The sequence below is a fragment of the Caulobacter sp. UC70_42 genome (assembly GCF_044056025.1).
Classification (GTDB): domain Bacteria; phylum Pseudomonadota; class Alphaproteobacteria; order Caulobacterales; family Caulobacteraceae; genus Caulobacter.
Map to the genome: position 1 here is coordinate 4,815,655 of NZ_CP171994.1, position 15,716 is coordinate 4,831,370.

General features: G+C 68.8%; 13 protein-coding genes and 2 pseudogenes. 6 read left to right on the forward strand and 9 right to left on the reverse strand.

The window, feature by feature from the left end:
- Position 1: 1 nt before the first annotated feature.
- The 4 genes and pseudogenes from ACHMW8_RS24230 to ACHMW8_RS24245 all read right to left on the reverse strand — a co-directional run bounded on the left by ACHMW8_RS24230 (position 2) and on the right by ACHMW8_RS24245 (position 5,937).
- The gene (locus ACHMW8_RS24230) at positions 2 to 3,145 is read right to left on the reverse strand and encodes an efflux RND transporter permease subunit (RefSeq protein WP_125157424.1); all 3,144 of its coding nucleotides are present in this window, start codon (positions 3,143 to 3,145) and stop codon (positions 2 to 4) included.
- Positions 3,145 to 4,258: pseudogene (locus ACHMW8_RS24235) on the reverse strand (efflux RND transporter periplasmic adaptor subunit). Before ACHMW8_RS24235 ends, ACHMW8_RS24230 begins: the two are co-directional and overlap by 1 nt.
- Positions 4,259 to 4,372: 114 nt before the next feature.
- The gene (locus ACHMW8_RS24240; protein ID WP_125157897.1) at positions 4,373 to 5,062 is read right to left on the reverse strand and encodes a hypothetical protein; all 690 of its coding nucleotides are present in this window, start codon (positions 5,060 to 5,062) and stop codon (positions 4,373 to 4,375) included.
- A gap of 98 nt (positions 5,063 to 5,160) precedes the next feature.
- A complete protein-coding gene (locus tag ACHMW8_RS24245) occupies positions 5,161 to 5,937 on the reverse strand; it encodes a class II aldolase/adducin family protein (protein ID WP_125157423.1) in 777 nt (258 codons plus the stop codon).
- Between the two features lie 147 nt (positions 5,938 to 6,084).
- On the opposite strand from ACHMW8_RS24245, the gene ACHMW8_RS24250 reads away from it, so the two are divergent.
- The 5 genes from ACHMW8_RS24250 to ACHMW8_RS24270 all read left to right on the forward strand — a co-directional run bounded on the left by ACHMW8_RS24250 (position 6,085) and on the right by ACHMW8_RS24270 (position 9,404).
- On the forward strand, positions 6,085 to 6,756 hold the full coding sequence (locus ACHMW8_RS24250) for a DUF969 domain-containing protein (protein WP_395444017.1): 672 nt from the start codon (positions 6,085 to 6,087) through the stop codon (positions 6,754 to 6,756).
- Positions 6,753 to 7,709 (forward strand): DUF979 domain-containing protein, encoded by a 957-nt coding sequence (locus tag ACHMW8_RS24255; protein WP_395444018.1) that lies wholly within the window; start codon positions 6,753 to 6,755, stop codon positions 7,707 to 7,709. Before ACHMW8_RS24250 ends, ACHMW8_RS24255 begins: the two co-directional genes overlap by 4 nt.
- Positions 7,706 to 8,704, forward strand: coding sequence for a DUF2891 domain-containing protein (locus ACHMW8_RS24260; protein ID WP_395444019.1), 999 nt, complete (start codon positions 7,706 to 7,708; stop codon positions 8,702 to 8,704). The genes ACHMW8_RS24255 and ACHMW8_RS24260 overlap by 4 nt, the downstream gene beginning before the upstream one ends.
- Before the next feature lie 161 nt (positions 8,705 to 8,865).
- Positions 8,866 to 9,060 carry a hypothetical protein gene (locus ACHMW8_RS24265; protein WP_125157419.1) on the forward strand — a complete coding sequence of 65 codons (195 nt, stop codon included), beginning with the start codon at positions 8,866 to 8,868 and terminating at the stop codon, positions 9,058 to 9,060.
- A gap of 227 nt (positions 9,061 to 9,287) precedes the next feature.
- Positions 9,288 to 9,404 (forward strand): hypothetical protein, encoded by a 117-nt coding sequence (locus ACHMW8_RS24270; protein WP_125157418.1) that lies wholly within the window; start codon positions 9,288 to 9,290, stop codon positions 9,402 to 9,404.
- A 69-nt stretch (positions 9,405 to 9,473) separates the two neighbouring features.
- On the opposite strand, the gene smpB is transcribed toward ACHMW8_RS24270, so the two are convergent.
- A complete protein-coding gene (gene smpB / locus ACHMW8_RS24275; RefSeq protein ID WP_125157417.1) occupies positions 9,474 to 9,932 on the reverse strand; it encodes an SsrA-binding protein SmpB in 459 nt (152 codons plus the stop codon).
- Positions 9,932 to 10,816, reverse strand: coding sequence for a 4-hydroxy-tetrahydrodipicolinate synthase (gene dapA / locus ACHMW8_RS24280; protein ID WP_125157416.1), 885 nt, complete (start codon positions 10,814 to 10,816; stop codon positions 9,932 to 9,934). The genes smpB and dapA overlap by 1 nt, the downstream gene beginning before the upstream one ends.
- A gap of 258 nt (positions 10,817 to 11,074) precedes the next feature.
- Between dapA and ACHMW8_RS24285 the strand changes: the two genes are divergently transcribed.
- The gene (locus ACHMW8_RS24285; RefSeq protein ID WP_395444020.1) at positions 11,075 to 13,177 is read left to right on the forward strand and encodes a transglycosylase SLT domain-containing protein; all 2,103 of its coding nucleotides are present in this window, start codon (positions 11,075 to 11,077) and stop codon (positions 13,175 to 13,177) included.
- On the opposite strand, the gene ACHMW8_RS24290 is transcribed toward ACHMW8_RS24285, so the two are convergent.
- The 3 genes and pseudogenes from ACHMW8_RS24290 to ACHMW8_RS24300 all read right to left on the reverse strand — a co-directional run bounded on the left by ACHMW8_RS24290 (position 13,174) and on the right by ACHMW8_RS24300 (position 15,716).
- Positions 13,174 to 13,929 (reverse strand): ABC transporter ATP-binding protein, encoded by a 756-nt coding sequence (locus ACHMW8_RS24290; protein ID WP_395444021.1) that lies wholly within the window; start codon positions 13,927 to 13,929, stop codon positions 13,174 to 13,176. The genes ACHMW8_RS24285 and ACHMW8_RS24290 overlap by 4 nt on opposite strands.
- The gene (locus tag ACHMW8_RS24295; RefSeq protein WP_395446047.1) at positions 13,926 to 14,966 is read right to left on the reverse strand and encodes a FecCD family ABC transporter permease; all 1,041 of its coding nucleotides are present in this window, start codon (positions 14,964 to 14,966) and stop codon (positions 13,926 to 13,928) included. Before ACHMW8_RS24295 ends, ACHMW8_RS24290 begins: the two co-directional genes overlap by 4 nt.
- Positions 14,909 to 15,716 (reverse strand): annotated as a pseudogene (locus ACHMW8_RS24300) (ABC transporter substrate-binding protein). The gene ACHMW8_RS24295 and the pseudogene ACHMW8_RS24300 overlap by 58 nt, the downstream one beginning before the upstream one ends.

A 15,716-nucleotide genomic window follows, 5' to 3' on the forward strand; every position in this document is an offset into this window, starting at 1 on the left:
TTTATGCCGGTGAGGTTTGCCCCTCACCGCTCTTTTCCCGGGCTTCATACTCTTCGATCTGCCGGGCCGTCCACTCCGGCGACTTCGTGAAGCGCGCCAGAAGGTCATAGAAAACCGGGACGATGAACAACGTCAGCATGGTCGCGAAGATCGAGCCGGTGAAGATCACCGCACCGATCGTCTTGCGACTGCCCGCGCCGGCGCCCGCCCACAGCATCAGCGGCAGGGCGCCCATGGCCGCCGAGATCGAGGTCATGATGATCGGACGTAGGCGCAGGGCCGCCGCCTCGATCACCGCCTCGCGCACGGTCAGGCCCTCGTCGCGCAGCTGGTTGGCGAACTCGACGATCAGGATGCCGTTCTTGGTGGCGATGCCGATCAGGATGATCAGACCGATCTGGCTGTAGGTGTTGATGGTCGAGCCCATGACCAGCAGGCCGAACAGGCCGCCCAGCGCCGCCAGCGGCACGGTCAGCATGATCACCGCCGGGTGGATCCAGCTCTCGAACTGCGCCGCCAGCACCAGGAACACCAGCAGCAGAGCCAAGCCGAAAGCGACGGCGATGCCGCCCGAGCCTTCCAGATAGTCCTTGGCCTGGCCGCCCCACTTGATGCTGATCCCGGGCGTCGGGCGCTGGTCGGCCTCCTCCCGCAGGAAGCGCACGGCGTCCTCGACGGTGTAGCCGGGGTTCAGCTGGGTAGTCAGGGTGACGGAGCGCAGCCGGTCGACGCGCGGACGGTCCGGGGTATCGCCACGCAGCTGCGTGGTCACCACGGTCGACAGCGGCACCAGCGCGCCGGAATTGGTTCGCACCTGCAGCTGGTTCAGGTCCGCGACGCTGCGACGCTGATCGAGATTGGTCTGCAGGATGACGTCGTATTCCTGGCCGTTCTTGATGTAGGTGGTGGCCTTGCGCGAGCCGAACATGGTCTCCAGCGCCCGGCCGATCGACTGGGCCGAGACGCCGAGGGTGGCGGCCTTGTCCTGGTCGATCTGCACCGATAGGCGCGGCGAGGTCGGCTCGTAGTCAAGGCGCGGACGCGCGAAGCCTGGATTGCCCTGCGCGTCGGCCAGGATCGGCTTCAGCCACTCGGCCAACTGGACATAGTCGTTGCCGACGGCGATCAGGTCGACATTGGTGCCGCCGCCCCCGCCACCGCCGCCCCCACGCTGGAAGGGACCGCGCACGCTGGCGATGGCCCGCACGCTGGTCACCTTCGAGAGGTCCTTGTTCAGCTCGGCCGCCACCTGGTCGGCGGTCTTCTGGCGCTCGCCCCAGGGCTTCATGACAATGACGCTGCTGCCGCTGTTGAACGAGGTGCCGCCAAAACGGGGGACGGTCAGCAGCACGCGCTCGGCCACGCCTTCGCGCCGATATCTGTCGACGATCTTCTCGACGTTCAGACCGATCCCCACCGTATAGTCGTAGCCCGCGCCTTCCGGTCCATTGATGGCCACATCGACCCGGCCGCGGTCTTCCGGCGGCACCAGTTCCTTGGGCAGGCTGACGAACAGCAGACCCGCGAAGCCCGCCAGGACGAGCACCATCACGCCGGCGATCGCCGCCGACCAACCGCCCAGTATGCTTTCCAGCGAGGCGCGGTACGAGTTCTTCAGGGCGTCCATGGCCCGGTCGACGCGCTTGGCCAGCCAGCCTTCGCCGTGGGCCGGCTTCAGCAGCTTGGAGGCCATCATCGGCGAGAGCGTCAGAGCCAAGAGGGCCGAGAAGGCGACGGCGGCGGCGATGGCCACGGCCAGCTCGACGAACAGGCGGCCGATATAGCCGGGCAGGAACATCAACGGCGCGAACACCGAGATCAGCACGATGGTCGTGGCCACGACCGCGAAGAACACCTGCCGGGTGCCGCGCTCGGCGGCGACCAGGGCGGGCTCGCCCTCGTCCACGCGACGCTGGATGTTCTCGACCACGACGATGGCGTCATCGACGACCAGGCCGACGGCCAGCACCAGGGCCAACAGGGTCAGCAGGTTCAGCGAGAAGCCCAGCGGCGCCAGCACGATGAAGGTCGACAGGATGCAGATCGGCGCGACGACCGAGGGGATCAGCGCCGAACGCCAGCTGCCCAGGAAGATCAGGTTGACCAGCACGACCAGGCTGATCGACAGGGCCATGGTGATCCACACTTCGTGGATGGCCTCGGCCGTGAACACCGAGTTGTCCACCGCCACGACCATCTTGGTGCCGGGCGGCAGGCTTTCGTTGATCGTGGCGACCTCCTTGCGGACGGCCTCGGAAATGGCGACGTCGTTGGCCTGGGACTGACGGGTCAGGCCGATGCCGACCTGGTCCACGCCGTTGCCGCGGAACAGGCGTCGGCGCTCGTCCGCGCCCTCCTCGATGCGGGCCACGTCGCCCAGGCGCAACACGAATCCGGATGCGTCGGCGGGCCGCAACGGCAGGCGGGCGAAGTCCTCGGGCTTGGCGTAGCTGCGGGCCACGCGGATCGTGAAGTCCTTGGACGCGCTCTCCAGCGAGCCGGCGGGCAGCTCCAGGTTCTGGGCGTTCAGGGCGTTCTCGACGTCGTCCACCGACACGCCGCGGGCGGCCATCTGGTTGGCGTCCAGCCAGATCCGCATGGCGTAGATCTTGGCCCCGAACAGGTTGGCCTGGGCCACCCCGTCGATGGTCGACATCCGCTCGACCAGATAGCGGTCGGCATAGTCGGCCAGCTGAAGCGGATCCAGCGTGGTCGAGGTCAGGTTCAGGATGATGATCGGCGAGGCGTCGGCGTTGGCCTTGGCGATCTGCGGCGGGTCGGCCTGGTCGGGCAGGTTGGCGGTCACCCGGCTGACGGCGTCGCGCACGTCGTTGGCGGCCGCGTCGAGGTCGCGGTCGAGGTTGAACGTGATGGTGATCTGCGAGCGGCCGTCGCGGCTGCTGGAGTTCACGCGATCGATGCCCTGGATGCCGGCCACCTGGCGCTCGATCACCTGAGTGATGCGCTCCTCGATGACTTCGGCCGAAGCGCCGCGATAGGTGGTCGAGACCGACACGACGGGCGGATCGACGCTGGGCAGCTCGCGGATCGGCAGCGAGGTATAGGCCGCCAGGCCGATGACGCAGAGGATGATCGCCGCGACGGCGGCGAATACGGGACGACGGACGGAAAGGTCGGACAGCATCAGCCGGCCTTGCGGTCGGCGCCGCCCTTTTCGCCCTTTTGCCACCCTGGCCGCCGCCGATCGGGCGCCGTCCTGGATGCGGTTGAGGCCGTCGGCGACGATCTTGTCACCCGTCTTCAGGCCCGCGCGGATCTCGATAAAGCCGCCCTCGCTGATGCCGGTGTCGACCTCGGTGCGGCGGGCGATCATGCCCTTCGGGCCCTTGGCGATGCGGTAGACCGAGGCCTGTGTCCCTTCGAACTGCACGGCCGCCTCCGGCACGGCCACGCCGTCGCGCACGCCCTGGTCGATGGAGACCTTGACCAGCATGCCGGGCTTCAGGCGAGCGCCAGCGTTCGGAAACTCGGCGCGGGCCTTGATGGCGCGGGTAGCGGGATCGATGCGGGTGTCGATCTGGGCGATCTTGCCCTGGAAGGTCTCGCCCGGCAGGGCGTCGGGACGCGCGGCGATCGGCAGGCCGACGCGCAGGGTCCGCAGGTAGCGGTCCGGAACCGAGAAATCGACACGAATGACCGAGGCGTCGTCCAGGCTGACGATCGGCGTGCCGGCGGCGATCAGCATGCCCGGCGCGACGTCCGAGATGCCGACGCGACCCGAGAACGGCGCGCGCAACACGCGGTCCAGCTTCTGGGCCTGGGCGGTGCCGACCGAAGCCCTGGCGACGTCGAGCGCCGACAGGTACTGCTCGGCCGTGGCGCGCGGGGCGATGCCCTTGTCGGCCAGGGTCTTCCAGCGGGTGTAGTCACGCTCGGCCTGGGCCAGGCGAGCCCTGGCTTCCGAAACGCCGGCGTCTTCCTGGTCGGCCTTCAGCTCGACCAGCACCTGGCCCTTGCGCACCGTCTCGCCGTCCGAAAAATGCACGGCGGTGATCAGTTCTGGCGTATTGGAGGTGATCGTCACCGACTGCCGCCCCTTGGCCACGCCCAGCACCTCGATACGATCAGTGAACGGACGCTCGCCAACCACCATCTGCGAGACGCTGGTGGCACGACCGCCCGCGCCGCCGGCCTGACTGGCGTCCTTGGCGCCGAAGGCCAGCTTCAGCCCCCCGACCACAAGCATCAGGACGACGGCGATCAGGGCCGCCACGAGGAAGAAATGCCTACGGATCAAGAAACGGCTCCAGCACGCCGGGAGGAGTCGGCGAAATTCGGCGAAGATATGACCGCAGCCTAAAGCGGCGTCCAGTGACAGCCGGATGACCGACTGTTGCAATCCCGAAACAACCTATAGCTTCCGCCACACGGCGAGGACGAGCCCGCGATCCCGGGAGGTCTCGCGCCCTAGGGGCGTGTCACGCCAGCCGGCCTGAATACTCCAGTCCCCGAACGCGCGGACGACGGACAGCTCGCTCTTCACCCAGCGTGAGCGGACCGGATTGCGATCGGCCTGACCGGCATAGGTCTGGGCCAGGATCAGCCAGTTTTTCGCGGGCCTGACGCCTAGCGTGGCGTCGATGCGCGTTTCGTCGGCAAGGCCCTGACGCCGCAGCCGCGCGGCCTCCAGGTCGACGAACACTTCCCTGCCCTTCCAAGCGGCCGAACGGCCGTAGAGCACCCGCGCTTCCAGATCCAGACTGCCCTGCCCAGGCGCGGCGTAGCCGGCGTTGCGTCCCGCCCCCGCCTCGCCCGCGCCCACATAGAGGGCCAGGGACGAACGGTCGTCGCGATGGGCCGCCCAGCGCAGACCCAGCTCGATCGGTCCGCGTCCGGAGTAGCCCGCCCACCGGTCATGGCCGCGCGTGACGCCGGCCTTGGCCTGCAGGGTCAGGCGCGGCGTCAGGCCGTGCTCGACGAACACCGACAAGCTCTCGTCGCGGCGAGGGTCGATGTCGACGAGAACAGCGTCCGGGCCGTAACCTTGCTTGGCGTCGGACCGCTCGTACTTGGTGATCGCCTGGGTGCGGCCGGGCGCCATCGGCCAAGCCCCCGCCCGCGTGACGCTGGCCATCAGGCACGAAAAAGCCGCCGCGATCGCCAGGACCACGGCGGCTCTCGTGAATACGGAATAAGCGCCTAATCCGCGTAGCCGGGCAGCTCGCGGTCCAGTTTTCGCAGACAACCCGGCCAGGCCAGGCCGCCGATCATGCCCATGCCCATGCCGGTCTGCTTGCGGACCTCCGCCTGGGCCGCTTCGGGCGCCAGGAGGACGTTGTCGCGACCGATCGATAGAGCCATTACCTGCTGCGCGCACGCCCGCTCCAGGAAGAACATCCCCAACCAGCACTCGGCCGCCGAGCTCCCCACCGACAGCGTGCCGTGGTTGCGCAGCATCATAAGCCTCTTGGTCTCGCCCAGATCGGCCACCAGCCGTTCCCGCTCGTCCAAGTTGAGAGCAATGCCTTCATAGTCGTGATAGGCGAGCTGAGGCAAGACGATTAGCGCGTGCTGGCTCAGCGGTAGCAGGCCTTCGGCATGCGCCGACACCGCCACGCCCTGGTCGCTGTGCAGGTGCATGACGAACTGGGCGTCCTCGCGCGCCGCGTGGATGGCCGAATGGATCGTGAAGCCCGCCGGATTGATGAAATAGGGCGTCTTGTCGACGACGTTGCCGTCCAGGTCGACCTTGACCAGGCACGAGGCGGTCATCTCGCCGAAGAACATGCCGTACGGATTGATCAGGAAATGATGCTCGGGGCCAGGCACTCGGGCCGAGATATGCGTGAAGATCATGTCGTCCCAGCCATGCAGGGCCACGAGACGATAGAGGGCGGCCAGATCGACGCGCGCTTGCCATTCCGCGTCGCTGACCTTGCCCTTCAAGGATGAAATCGGCAGAGCACCGTCGGCCATGGTGGGCCTCCCATATAGGTTATCATTGTTGAGTTAGAGCCTCGCGCCGGGACGGATAGCCGTCAAGAGCCGCGATCAAGCCCTCTTCGCTTGCCAACCGCGCGCCGGCGCCGGACCGTCGCCGCGAACACGGGGGAATCGAGACGGATGCTGACGCTGCTGGGCGTGGCGGTGATCGTGCTGGGCTTCGCCCTGCGCTTCAATCCGCTGATGGTCGTCGTCGTCGCCGCCCTGACCTCGGGGCTGGCGGCCGGTCTCGCGCCGTTGGAGGTGCTGGCCGCCTTCGGCAAGGCCTTCAACACCAACCGCTATGTCACGGTCGCCTGGCTGGTGCTGCCGGCTATCGGCCTGCTGGAACGGGCCGGCCTGCAGGAGAAGGCCCGCGTCACCATCCGTTCGATCCGCGCCGCCAGCGCCGGGCGGATCCTGCTGGTCTACCTGATCCTGCGCCAGCTGAGCGCGGCCCTGGGCCTGGTGTCGATCGCCGGCCAGGCCCAGACCGTCCGCCCGCTGCTCGCCCCGATGGCGGAGGCGGCGTCCGAGCCGCTGTCCGATGACCGCCGCGAGAAGGTCAAGGCGATGAGCGCGGCCACGGACAATGTCGGCCTGTTCTTCGGCGAGGACATCTTCCTGGCCATCGGCTCGATCCTGCTGATCGTCGGCTTCCTGGACCAGAGCGGGATCACGGTCGAGCCGCTGCATCTGTCGATGTGGGCCATCCCGACGGCGATCGCCGCCTTCTTCATCCATGGCGCGCGGCTGCTGCTGTTCGACCGCGCGCTGTCCAAGGCGCGTTCCGGGTCGGAGGCCGAGCAATGATCGGCCTGCCGCTCGTCTATCTGCTGGCCGGCCTGATGTTCGGCGCCTTCGCCGTGTTCAGCGCCCTCGACCGCGAGAACCGCAAGCGCTTCGGCAACGCCGCCTTCTGGGGTCTCTTCGCGCTGAGCTTCCTGTTCGGCGATTATTTTGGCGATCTGGGCAACGGCGTCCTGGCGCTGGCCCTGGCCCTGATCGCCGGGACCGGCCAGTTGGGCGTCGGCGCGCCGAGGACCACCTCGCCCGCCGAGCGCGAGACCCTGGCGGCGACCTACGGCGCGCGTCTGTTCATCCCCGCCCTGGTCATCCCCGTGCTGGTGCTGGTCGGGACCCTGGTGTTCAAGCGCCTGACGGTGCAGGGCGCGCCGCTGGTCGATCCCAAGCAGGCGACGCTGGTCTCGCTGGCCCTGGCCGCCCTGGTCGCGGCGATCTTGGCCCAGGTGATGTTCCGCCAGCCGGCCGCCGCGCCCCTGCAGGAGGGTCGCCGGCTGATGGATCTGGTCGGCTGGGCCGCTCTGCTGCCTCAGATGCTGGCGGCCCTGGGCGCGGTCTTCGCGCTCGCCGGCGTCGGCAAGACCATCGGCGAGCTGGCGGTGATGATCACCCCGGTCGACAGCCGCTTCGCCGCCGTCGCCGCCTACTGTCTGGGCATGGCCGTGTTCACGGTGATGATGGGCAACGCCTTCGCCGCCTTCCCCGTCATGACCGGCGGCATCGCCCTGCCCCTGGTCATCGGCCGTTTTGGCGGCGATCCGGCCGTGGTCTGCGCCATCGGCATGCTGTCGGGCTTCTGCGGCACGCTGCTCACCCCGCTGGCCGCCAATTTCAACCTTGTGCCGGCCGCGCTGCTGCAGTTGAAGGACCGCTACGCCGTGATCCGCGCCCAGGCGCCGACCGCGGTCCTGATGCTGGTCGTCAATGTGGTCCTGATGAACGCCCTGGCCTTTCACAAATGAGCCTCGCCCGCTCCACCGCCTCGCGCTTCGCCAAGATCGCCCTGGGCCACCTCACCCGCGAGTACCCGAACAAGCTGGACCACGTGATGGCCGACGCGGGCGACGTCCGCTCGCCGCGAGACCTGCATCCGATCTTCTACGGCAGCTTCGACTGGCACTCCTGCGTGCACGGCTACTGGCTGCTGGCGACCCTGCTGCGCCTGCGCCCGGAGATGCCCGAGGCCGAAACGATCATCACCCTGTTCGACGACGCCTTCACGACCGAGAAGGTCGGCGTCGAGACCGCCTATCTGGCCCGCCCCGAAAGCCGGGGCTTCGAACGCCCCTATGGCTGGGCCTGGAGCCTGATGCTGCAGGCCGAACTGCTGCGCCACAAGGATCGCCCATGGGCGGCCGCGCATGCGCCATTGGCCGCCGCGTTCCGCCAGCGGTTCGAGAGCTTCCTGCCGATCGCCGACTATCCGGTTCGCGCCGGCACCCATTTCAACACCGCCTTCGCGCTCGTTCTTGCGACCGAATACGCGGTGATGACCGATGACCAGGGCTTCTTCGACCTGCTGCAGAACCGCGCCCTGCTCTGGTACGGCCAGGACGCCGCCTGCCAGGGCTGGGAGCCGTCCGGCGACGACTTCCTTTCGCCCGCCCTGATCGAGGCGGAGGCCATGCGCCGCCTGCTGCCGCGCGAGAGTTTCGACACATGGTTCCCACGCTTCCTGCCCAACCTGGCCAACAAGCAACCGGTCACGCTGTTCTCGCCGGCCCGGGTCAGTGACCGCAGCGACGGCAAGATCGCCCATCTGGACGGCCTGAACCTGTCGCGCGCCTGGTGCTGGCGGCTGCTCGCCGCGGCCATGCCTGAAGAGGATCCCGCCAAGCCCCTGGCCATCAACGCGGCCCTCAACCACCTGGCGGCGGCCATCCCCCATATCGCCGGCGACTATATGGGCGAGCACTGGCTGGCGACCTTCGCCCTGCTGGCGTTGGAGAACGGCTGAAGTCGGCGAACGCGACGACACAACCAAGGCGATTATCTCACTTGCACGAATGTCCGCATACGGTTTACAATCCTTGACAATGCAAGGAACCGGGTTCGCGGTAAGGATGTTCGCGCGCTCGTGTTCTGGGGGCGCGATTCTAGTCCGAGGAGCTCGTCGTCATGCCCGACGTCGCGCAGTGCCCGCGTATAGAAATCGCCCATGTCTCCGAAGGTTGGGTCGTTACCGAAGACGGTCGCCTAGCCGGCCACTTTGACAACGTCGAAACCGCCTACAAGCAGGCCCTCGCCATATGCGGGGCCCTGTTCGAACGCGGCGTGCGATCACGGGTCTACGAATTGCCGGCGGTAGCCTGAGCGCGCGACGCAACTTGCCGGATCGTGGCCGGATAGCGCCCGGCCTGTCGATCTCTGGCGAGGAACACGGACAGCGATTGTGCGTGGACGGCTAGCTCAAAGCGCGCTGAGGCTCGTTCGGGCGAGTTTTGTGATCCTGGACAATGTTCAAACCCTGTCAGGGGCTATCACCTTGATCGGGGACTGATTTGTCGCGCCTTCGGCGGCGCGGCTCGCGGAGCCATTCAATGGTCCAGACGACACGCAACCACCTGCGAACAGAGGTCAGGATCTTCCTGATTATCAGCGCGAGCGCCTTCGCGCTGGGCCTCGCCATCGGCTTCGCCGCGATGGGCCTGCCCTAGACCTGCCCCCTTTGGATGAAACCATCTGAGGGCGACAAACAGCCCCTATGATCAAACAGTTGGAAGCGATCAGTCGCCCCGGTCGCCCTTCATCAGGCGCGCCTTGTCGCGCGCCCAGTCGCGGGCCGCCTCGGTCTCGCGCTTGTCGTGGTTCTTCTTGCCCTTGGCCAGGCCGATCTCCAGCTTGGCCAGGCCCTTGTCGTTCCAGTAGAGCTTCAGCGGAATCATCGTCCGGCCGTCGCGCTGCACGGCGCCGATCAACTTGTCGATCTGCTTGCGATGCAGCAGCAGCTTCCGGTGCCGGCGCGGCTCGTGGTTGAAGCGATTGGCGTGGCCGTAAGGCGGAATATCGGCGTTGATCAGCTTGATCTCACGCCCTTCCACCGAGGCGTAGGACTCGGCGATATTGGCCCGGCCGACGCGCAGCGACTTGACCTCGGTGCCGGTCAGCATGATGCCGGCCTCGAAGGTCTCTTCGATGAAGTAGTCGTACCGGGCGCGCCGGTTTTCCGCGATCGGCTTGGTCATTACCGCAGACCGGCCTCGCGCATGGCCTCCAGGATCGTCGGACGAACGGCTTCGGCGCAGGCGACGATCGGCAGGCGAACGTCCTCGGCGCAGAGCCCCAGCTGGGCCAGGGCGAACTTGGTCGGGGCCGGCGAGGAATCCAGGAACAGAGCCTTGTGCAGACGCACCAGGCGGTCCTGCCAGTAGAGACCCGTCTCCCACTGACCCTGCATGCAGGCGTTCATGAAGGCGGCGCAGGCTTCGGGCGCGACGTTCGAGGTGACCGAGATCACGCCGTGGCCGCCATGGGCCATGTAGCCGAGGGCCGAGGGGTCGTCGCCGGTCAGCAGCACCCAGTCGGGGCCGCACAGCAGACGCTGCATGCTGATGCGGCTCAGGTCGCCAGTGGCGTCCTTGACGCCGACGATATTGGGCAGCTTGGCGAGGCGGGCCAGGGTCTCGTTGGAGATGTCGACGCCAGTGCGGCCCGGCACGTTGTAGACGAAGATCGGCAGTTCCACGGCGTCGTTGATCGCCTTGTAGTGCTGATACATCCCCTCCTGGCTCGGGCGATTGTAGTAGGGCGTGACCACCAGGGCCGCGTCGGCGCCGACGGTCTTGGCGTGAGCGGCCAGCTCGATGGCCTCGTCGGTCGAGTTGCTGCCCGCGCCCGCGATCACCGGCACGCGGCCGGCGGCGGTCTTCACGCACAGTTCGACGACGCGCTTGTGCTCGTCATGCGACAGGGTCGAGGTCTCGCCCGTGGTGCCGACCGGCACCAAGCCGTGCACGCCGCCGGCGATCTGGCGTTCGACCAGCGACACGAACGCTTTTTCGTCCACCTCACCGTCGCGGAACGGCGTGACGAGGGCCGGAATGACGCCCTTGAAGTGAGACTGGACCATGACTTGCAAATTGCCGTGAGGATGGCGCCGCGTGTGTTGCGGCAGGACGATGGGGGCGGACAATATGTCCCTGCCCCATCGTCCCGCAATGGCGCGCCATGCGGTTCGTTGGGAGCAGGTGCGGATTTGAGGGGCGAAGCCTGCGCGGTCAAGCCCTTGGAACCGGACTTTAAACCCTATTGAGGCCTGAATCGTCGCATAGGGGCAGGCAGAGTATTCGAGTACAAGGCTCTTCGGGGCCGGTTGATGGAGAGCGTCTTGGCTTCAGTGGTGCGTCGGATTCTGCTCGGGGGAGCTTGCATCGTGGCCGTGGTCGGGGCCGCGGACGCCCAGACGACGTCCGGCTATGCGACCTCGTATGCGAGCCAGCCCGGCCTGATCACCACCCCGCCGACCGCCGTCCCCGGCGCGCTGTCCGACACCGATAGCGCCAACCTGCAGAGCGCCCTGGCCGCCGCCAAGCGCGGCGACATCTCCGGCGCGCGCATGGCCATGGACAGCCTGCAGGACCCGATCGCCAAAAAAATCGCTCAGTGGCAGTTGGTCGACAGCAACGCCGAGGCGATGAGCTTCTTCGAGCTGGACGCCGCCCGTCGCGACCTGGCCGGCTGGCCGCGGGGCGCGCGGCGCGACGCCGCCGCCGAGAAGGCCCTGTCGACCTCGGGTCTGGATCCGGCCCGCGTCATCGCCTGGTTCGGCGGCGCCCAGCCGGCGACGGCCGAGGGCGCCATGGCGCTGGCCTCGGCTTATCAAGCGACCGGCAAGAACCAGGACGCCGCCAACCTGATCCGACGAACCTTCCGCGACAAGGTGTTCGAGGCCGACGCCCAGCGCGGCATGATCGCCCGCTTCGGCGCCATGCTGACGCCTGACGACTACAATCGCCGCGCCGATATCATGCTATACGGCCAACAGGGTCCGGCCACGCGCGAGCTGGTCGCCATGCTGTCCGATACGCAGGCGGCCATGGCCCGGGTGCGGATGGCCTATCGCTCGAACGCGGCGAACGCCAACACGCTCTACAACAACCTGACGCCCGACCAGCAGACCTCGCCTGGCGTGGTGTTCGAGCGTGCGGCCTATCTGCGCCGCGCCGGCATGGACACCCTGGCCCTGCCGATGGTGGTCAACTTCCCGGTCCCGCCGACCGAGGAGGCCTCGACCGCCATCTGGAAGGAACGCAAGCAGCTGATCGTCTCGGCGCTGAAGTCGGGCAACAGCGCCGCCGCCTACGCCGCCGCCGACAACACCCAGGCCCTGGCCCCGGCCGACATCGCCGAGAGCGAGTTCTACGCCGGCTGGATCGCCCTGACCCGCCTGAAGAACCCGGACGCGGCCGCCGCCCACTTCGCCCAGATCGCCGCCGTCGGCGCCTCGCCGATCACGCGCGGCCGCGCCCTCTACTGGCAGGGCCGCGCCGCCGAGGCGCAGGGCGACCCGATCGCCGCACAGGCCTTCTACGCCGAGGGCGCGCGCTACATCACGACCTTCTACGGGCAACTGGCCGCCGAGAAGGCGGGGCTGAAGGAGCTGCGCCTTGACCGCGACCCGGTCATCACCCAGGCCGACCGCGCCCGCTTCTACGGCCGCGAGCAGATCCGCGCCGCCCGGATCCTGGCCGACATCGGCGCACGCGATCAGTTCCGCAGCCTCGTGCTCTACATCGACGACACCCTGCCCAACGCCGAGGAAAGCGCCCTGCTGGTCGACTTCGCCCGCGGCTATGGCGACCAGGACCTGGCCATGCGCGCCGTGCGCACGGCCGCCCAGCGCGGCTTCATCCTGACCGAGCGCGGCTATCCGCTGCTGGACCACCATTTCACGCCGGGTCCGGGCGCGGCCGAAACGGCTTTTGTCTATTCAATCTCGCGCCAGGAAAGCAATTTCGACCCGTCGGCCCGTTCGGGCGTCGGCGCGCGCGGCATGATGCAGCTGATGCCGGCCACCGCCTCGATCGTCGCGCGCAAGCTGGGCGAGGCCCACAGCCTCGATCGCCTGTCGGACGCGCCGTACAACATGCGCCTGGGGTCGGTGTATCTGGGCGACATGGTCCGCAGTTTCAGCGGCTCGTACATCATGGCCGCGGCGGCCTATAACGCCGGTCCCGGCCGTCCGGCCCAGTGGGCGGGCCTGTGCGGCGACCCGCGCGGCGCCAGCACCGACCCGCTCGACTTCATCGAGTGCATCCCGTTCTCCGAGACCCGCAACTACGTGATGCGGACCCTGGAGACGACCATGGTCTACCGCGCCCGCCTGAATGGCGGTGTCAGCCCGCTGACCCTGTCGTCTGACCTGAAGCGCGGCGGCTATGTCTATTCGCCGTCGGTGGCTTCGGCGGATACCGCGGTCACCCAGCCTTAGGCGCGCCGGGCCGCCAGAACCGGCCCGGCCTGGGTCTCGATCAGTTCGCCGTCCAGCCGGAACACCCGGCTAAGAATGGCCCGCGACAGCGCCTCGCGCGGCGGCCCGTCGGCGACGAGCCGGCCATGATCGACGACGACGATGCGATCGCACGACCGCGCGGCCAGCCCCAGGTCGTGCAGCGTCACCACCACCCCAGCGCCTTTCGACGCTTCGGCGCGCAGCAGATCGAGCGTCAGCAGTTGGGCGTCGGGATCCAGGCCCGCCACCGGCTCGTCGGCGATGAGCAGCGGCGCGCGGGTGGCCAGAAGGCGCGCCAGCAGCACCCTGGCCCGTTCGCCGCCGGACATGTCCAGCACGCCGCGATCGGCCAGGTCGGCCGCACCGACGCGGGCCAGGCAATCGATCGCCAAGGCGTCGGCGGCCTCGTCGGCGAGGTCGGTCGCGCCCAGGGCCGCGACCATCCGCGCAGGCAGGTTCCAGGCCACGCGGCGGTCCTGCGGTAGGTAACCGACCAGCTTGGCGCGCGCGTCGGGCTTCAGTTCGGCCAGGATGCGCCCCGAAAGCCGCGCCTCGCCGACGCTCAGCGGCAGCAGCCCCAGGCCCGCCCGTAGCAGGCTGGTCTTGCCCGCGCCGTTGGGGCCGACAACGCCGACCACCTCGCCAGCCGTGACGGTCAGGGACGCGGCCTCCAGCACCGTCTTGCGGCCTTGCCGGGCGGTGACCGCGCTCAGGGTCCAGAGCGCGCTCACGACCGCCAGCTCCGCGAGGCCCGCCAGGCCAGCAGGGCGAAAGCCGGCGCGCCGAACAGGGCGGTGACGACGCCCAGCTTCAATTCCTGCTCGGTCGGGATCAGACGGGCGGCCAGATCGGCCAGCACCAGCAGCAGCGCCCCGGCCAGGGCCGAGGGCCACAGGATGCGCTTGGGGTCGTCCCTGACCAGGGCCCGCACCAGGTGCGGGGCGGCCAGGCCGACGAAGCCGATGACCCCCGCCGCCGCCACGCCCGCGCCGGTCAGCAGGGCCGAGCCGGCCACGGCATGGATTCGCAAGCGCGCCATCGGCAGGCCCGACATCCGCGCGGCCTCCTCGCCCAGGGTCAGCATCCGCAGTCCCTTCCCGGCCCGGATGCAGAGCGCGGCGCCAATCACCATCGGAACCAGCGCCCGCAAGGCGTCATGCCAATCCCGGTTCTCGACCGAGCCCATCAGCCAGGCCAGGATCTCGGCCGTCGCCACCGGCGAGGGCGAGAGGTTGAACACCAGCGCCGTCAGGGCCCCGCCGAACGCCGATAAAGCCACGCCGAACAGGATCAGCGCCTCGGGCTCGCGAAACCGCGCGGCCAGCGCCACGACCATGGCGCCGGCGACCAGGGCCCCGGCCAGGGCCGAGAGCTCGATCGCGCCCGGCAGCACGGCCAGGCCCGCGGAGATGGCGACGGCCGCGCCCAGGCCCGACACCGCCGACACGCCCAGCACGCCCGGATCGGCCAGCGGATTGCGCAGCAGTCCTTGCATGGTCGCGCCCGACAGACCCAGAGCCGCGCCGATCAGGGCGGCGACGGCCACGCGCGGCGCGCGGATGGTCCACAGCACCTCGCCCGGCGGCGAGGCCGGATGGCTCAGCGCCTGGGCGTATTGCGCCAGAGTGAACGGCGTCTCGCCCAAAGACACGGCCAGGACCGCCGCCAGCGCCAGGCAGACGAGCATCAGGAGACACAGCCGCGCCAGGCTCATCGCGCCGCCTCGGCCAGGGCGAGCGAGCCGTCGGCCGCGAACCAGGCGCCGCAGCCGACCACCGCCGCCGGCAGCGACGCCACCGTCCGGGTCCTGATCGCGCCCTGCAGCGCCGCATGACGTCCCGGTCCCCCAGCGATCGGAGCCGGCGCGAGCCATGTCGAATAACCCGAGCACCACAGCGGCCGGCGGGGTCATCACCATTCGCTCCAGCGACACCGGCGCGAAGTAGGGAGAAGTCGTGGCGTTCGAATAGCCGGCGGCCTTCAGCATGGCGTCGATCAGGGTGCTGGACCCCGCCGTGTAGCCGCCGGGAGTCAGGTAAAGCGCCGAGCGCCCCCGTCCCGCCTCGGCCGCGCGGGCCAGCTTGGCGTCCATCGTCGCGACCAGCGCCTCGCCCTGCGGCCGACGCTCCAAGGCGGCCGCGACCTTGCGGATATTGGCGCGCACGCCGGCGAAGTCGGACGCGTCGTCGAGCGCCACGGTCGTCACGCCCTTGCCCAGCAAGGCCTTGGAGAGGCGCGCGTCGCCTCCCCACAGGCGCACCACGACATCGGGCTTGGCGGCCACCAGGCTCTCGAAAGTCGCCCGCCTCAGCGGAAGGCCTTTGGCTGAAGCGCGCATGTAGCTGTCGGGCGAGACGGCGCGATGCGACAGGCCGACGATGGTCTCGCGCGGCGCCAAGGCCAGCACATACTGATCGGCGCAGGAGTCCAACGACATCACGCGCGGCCCCGCGGTCGCCGCCTCTGGGACAAGCGCCATCGCCGCCAGAAGCGCGCACAGGGCCTTGGCGGCGTTCAT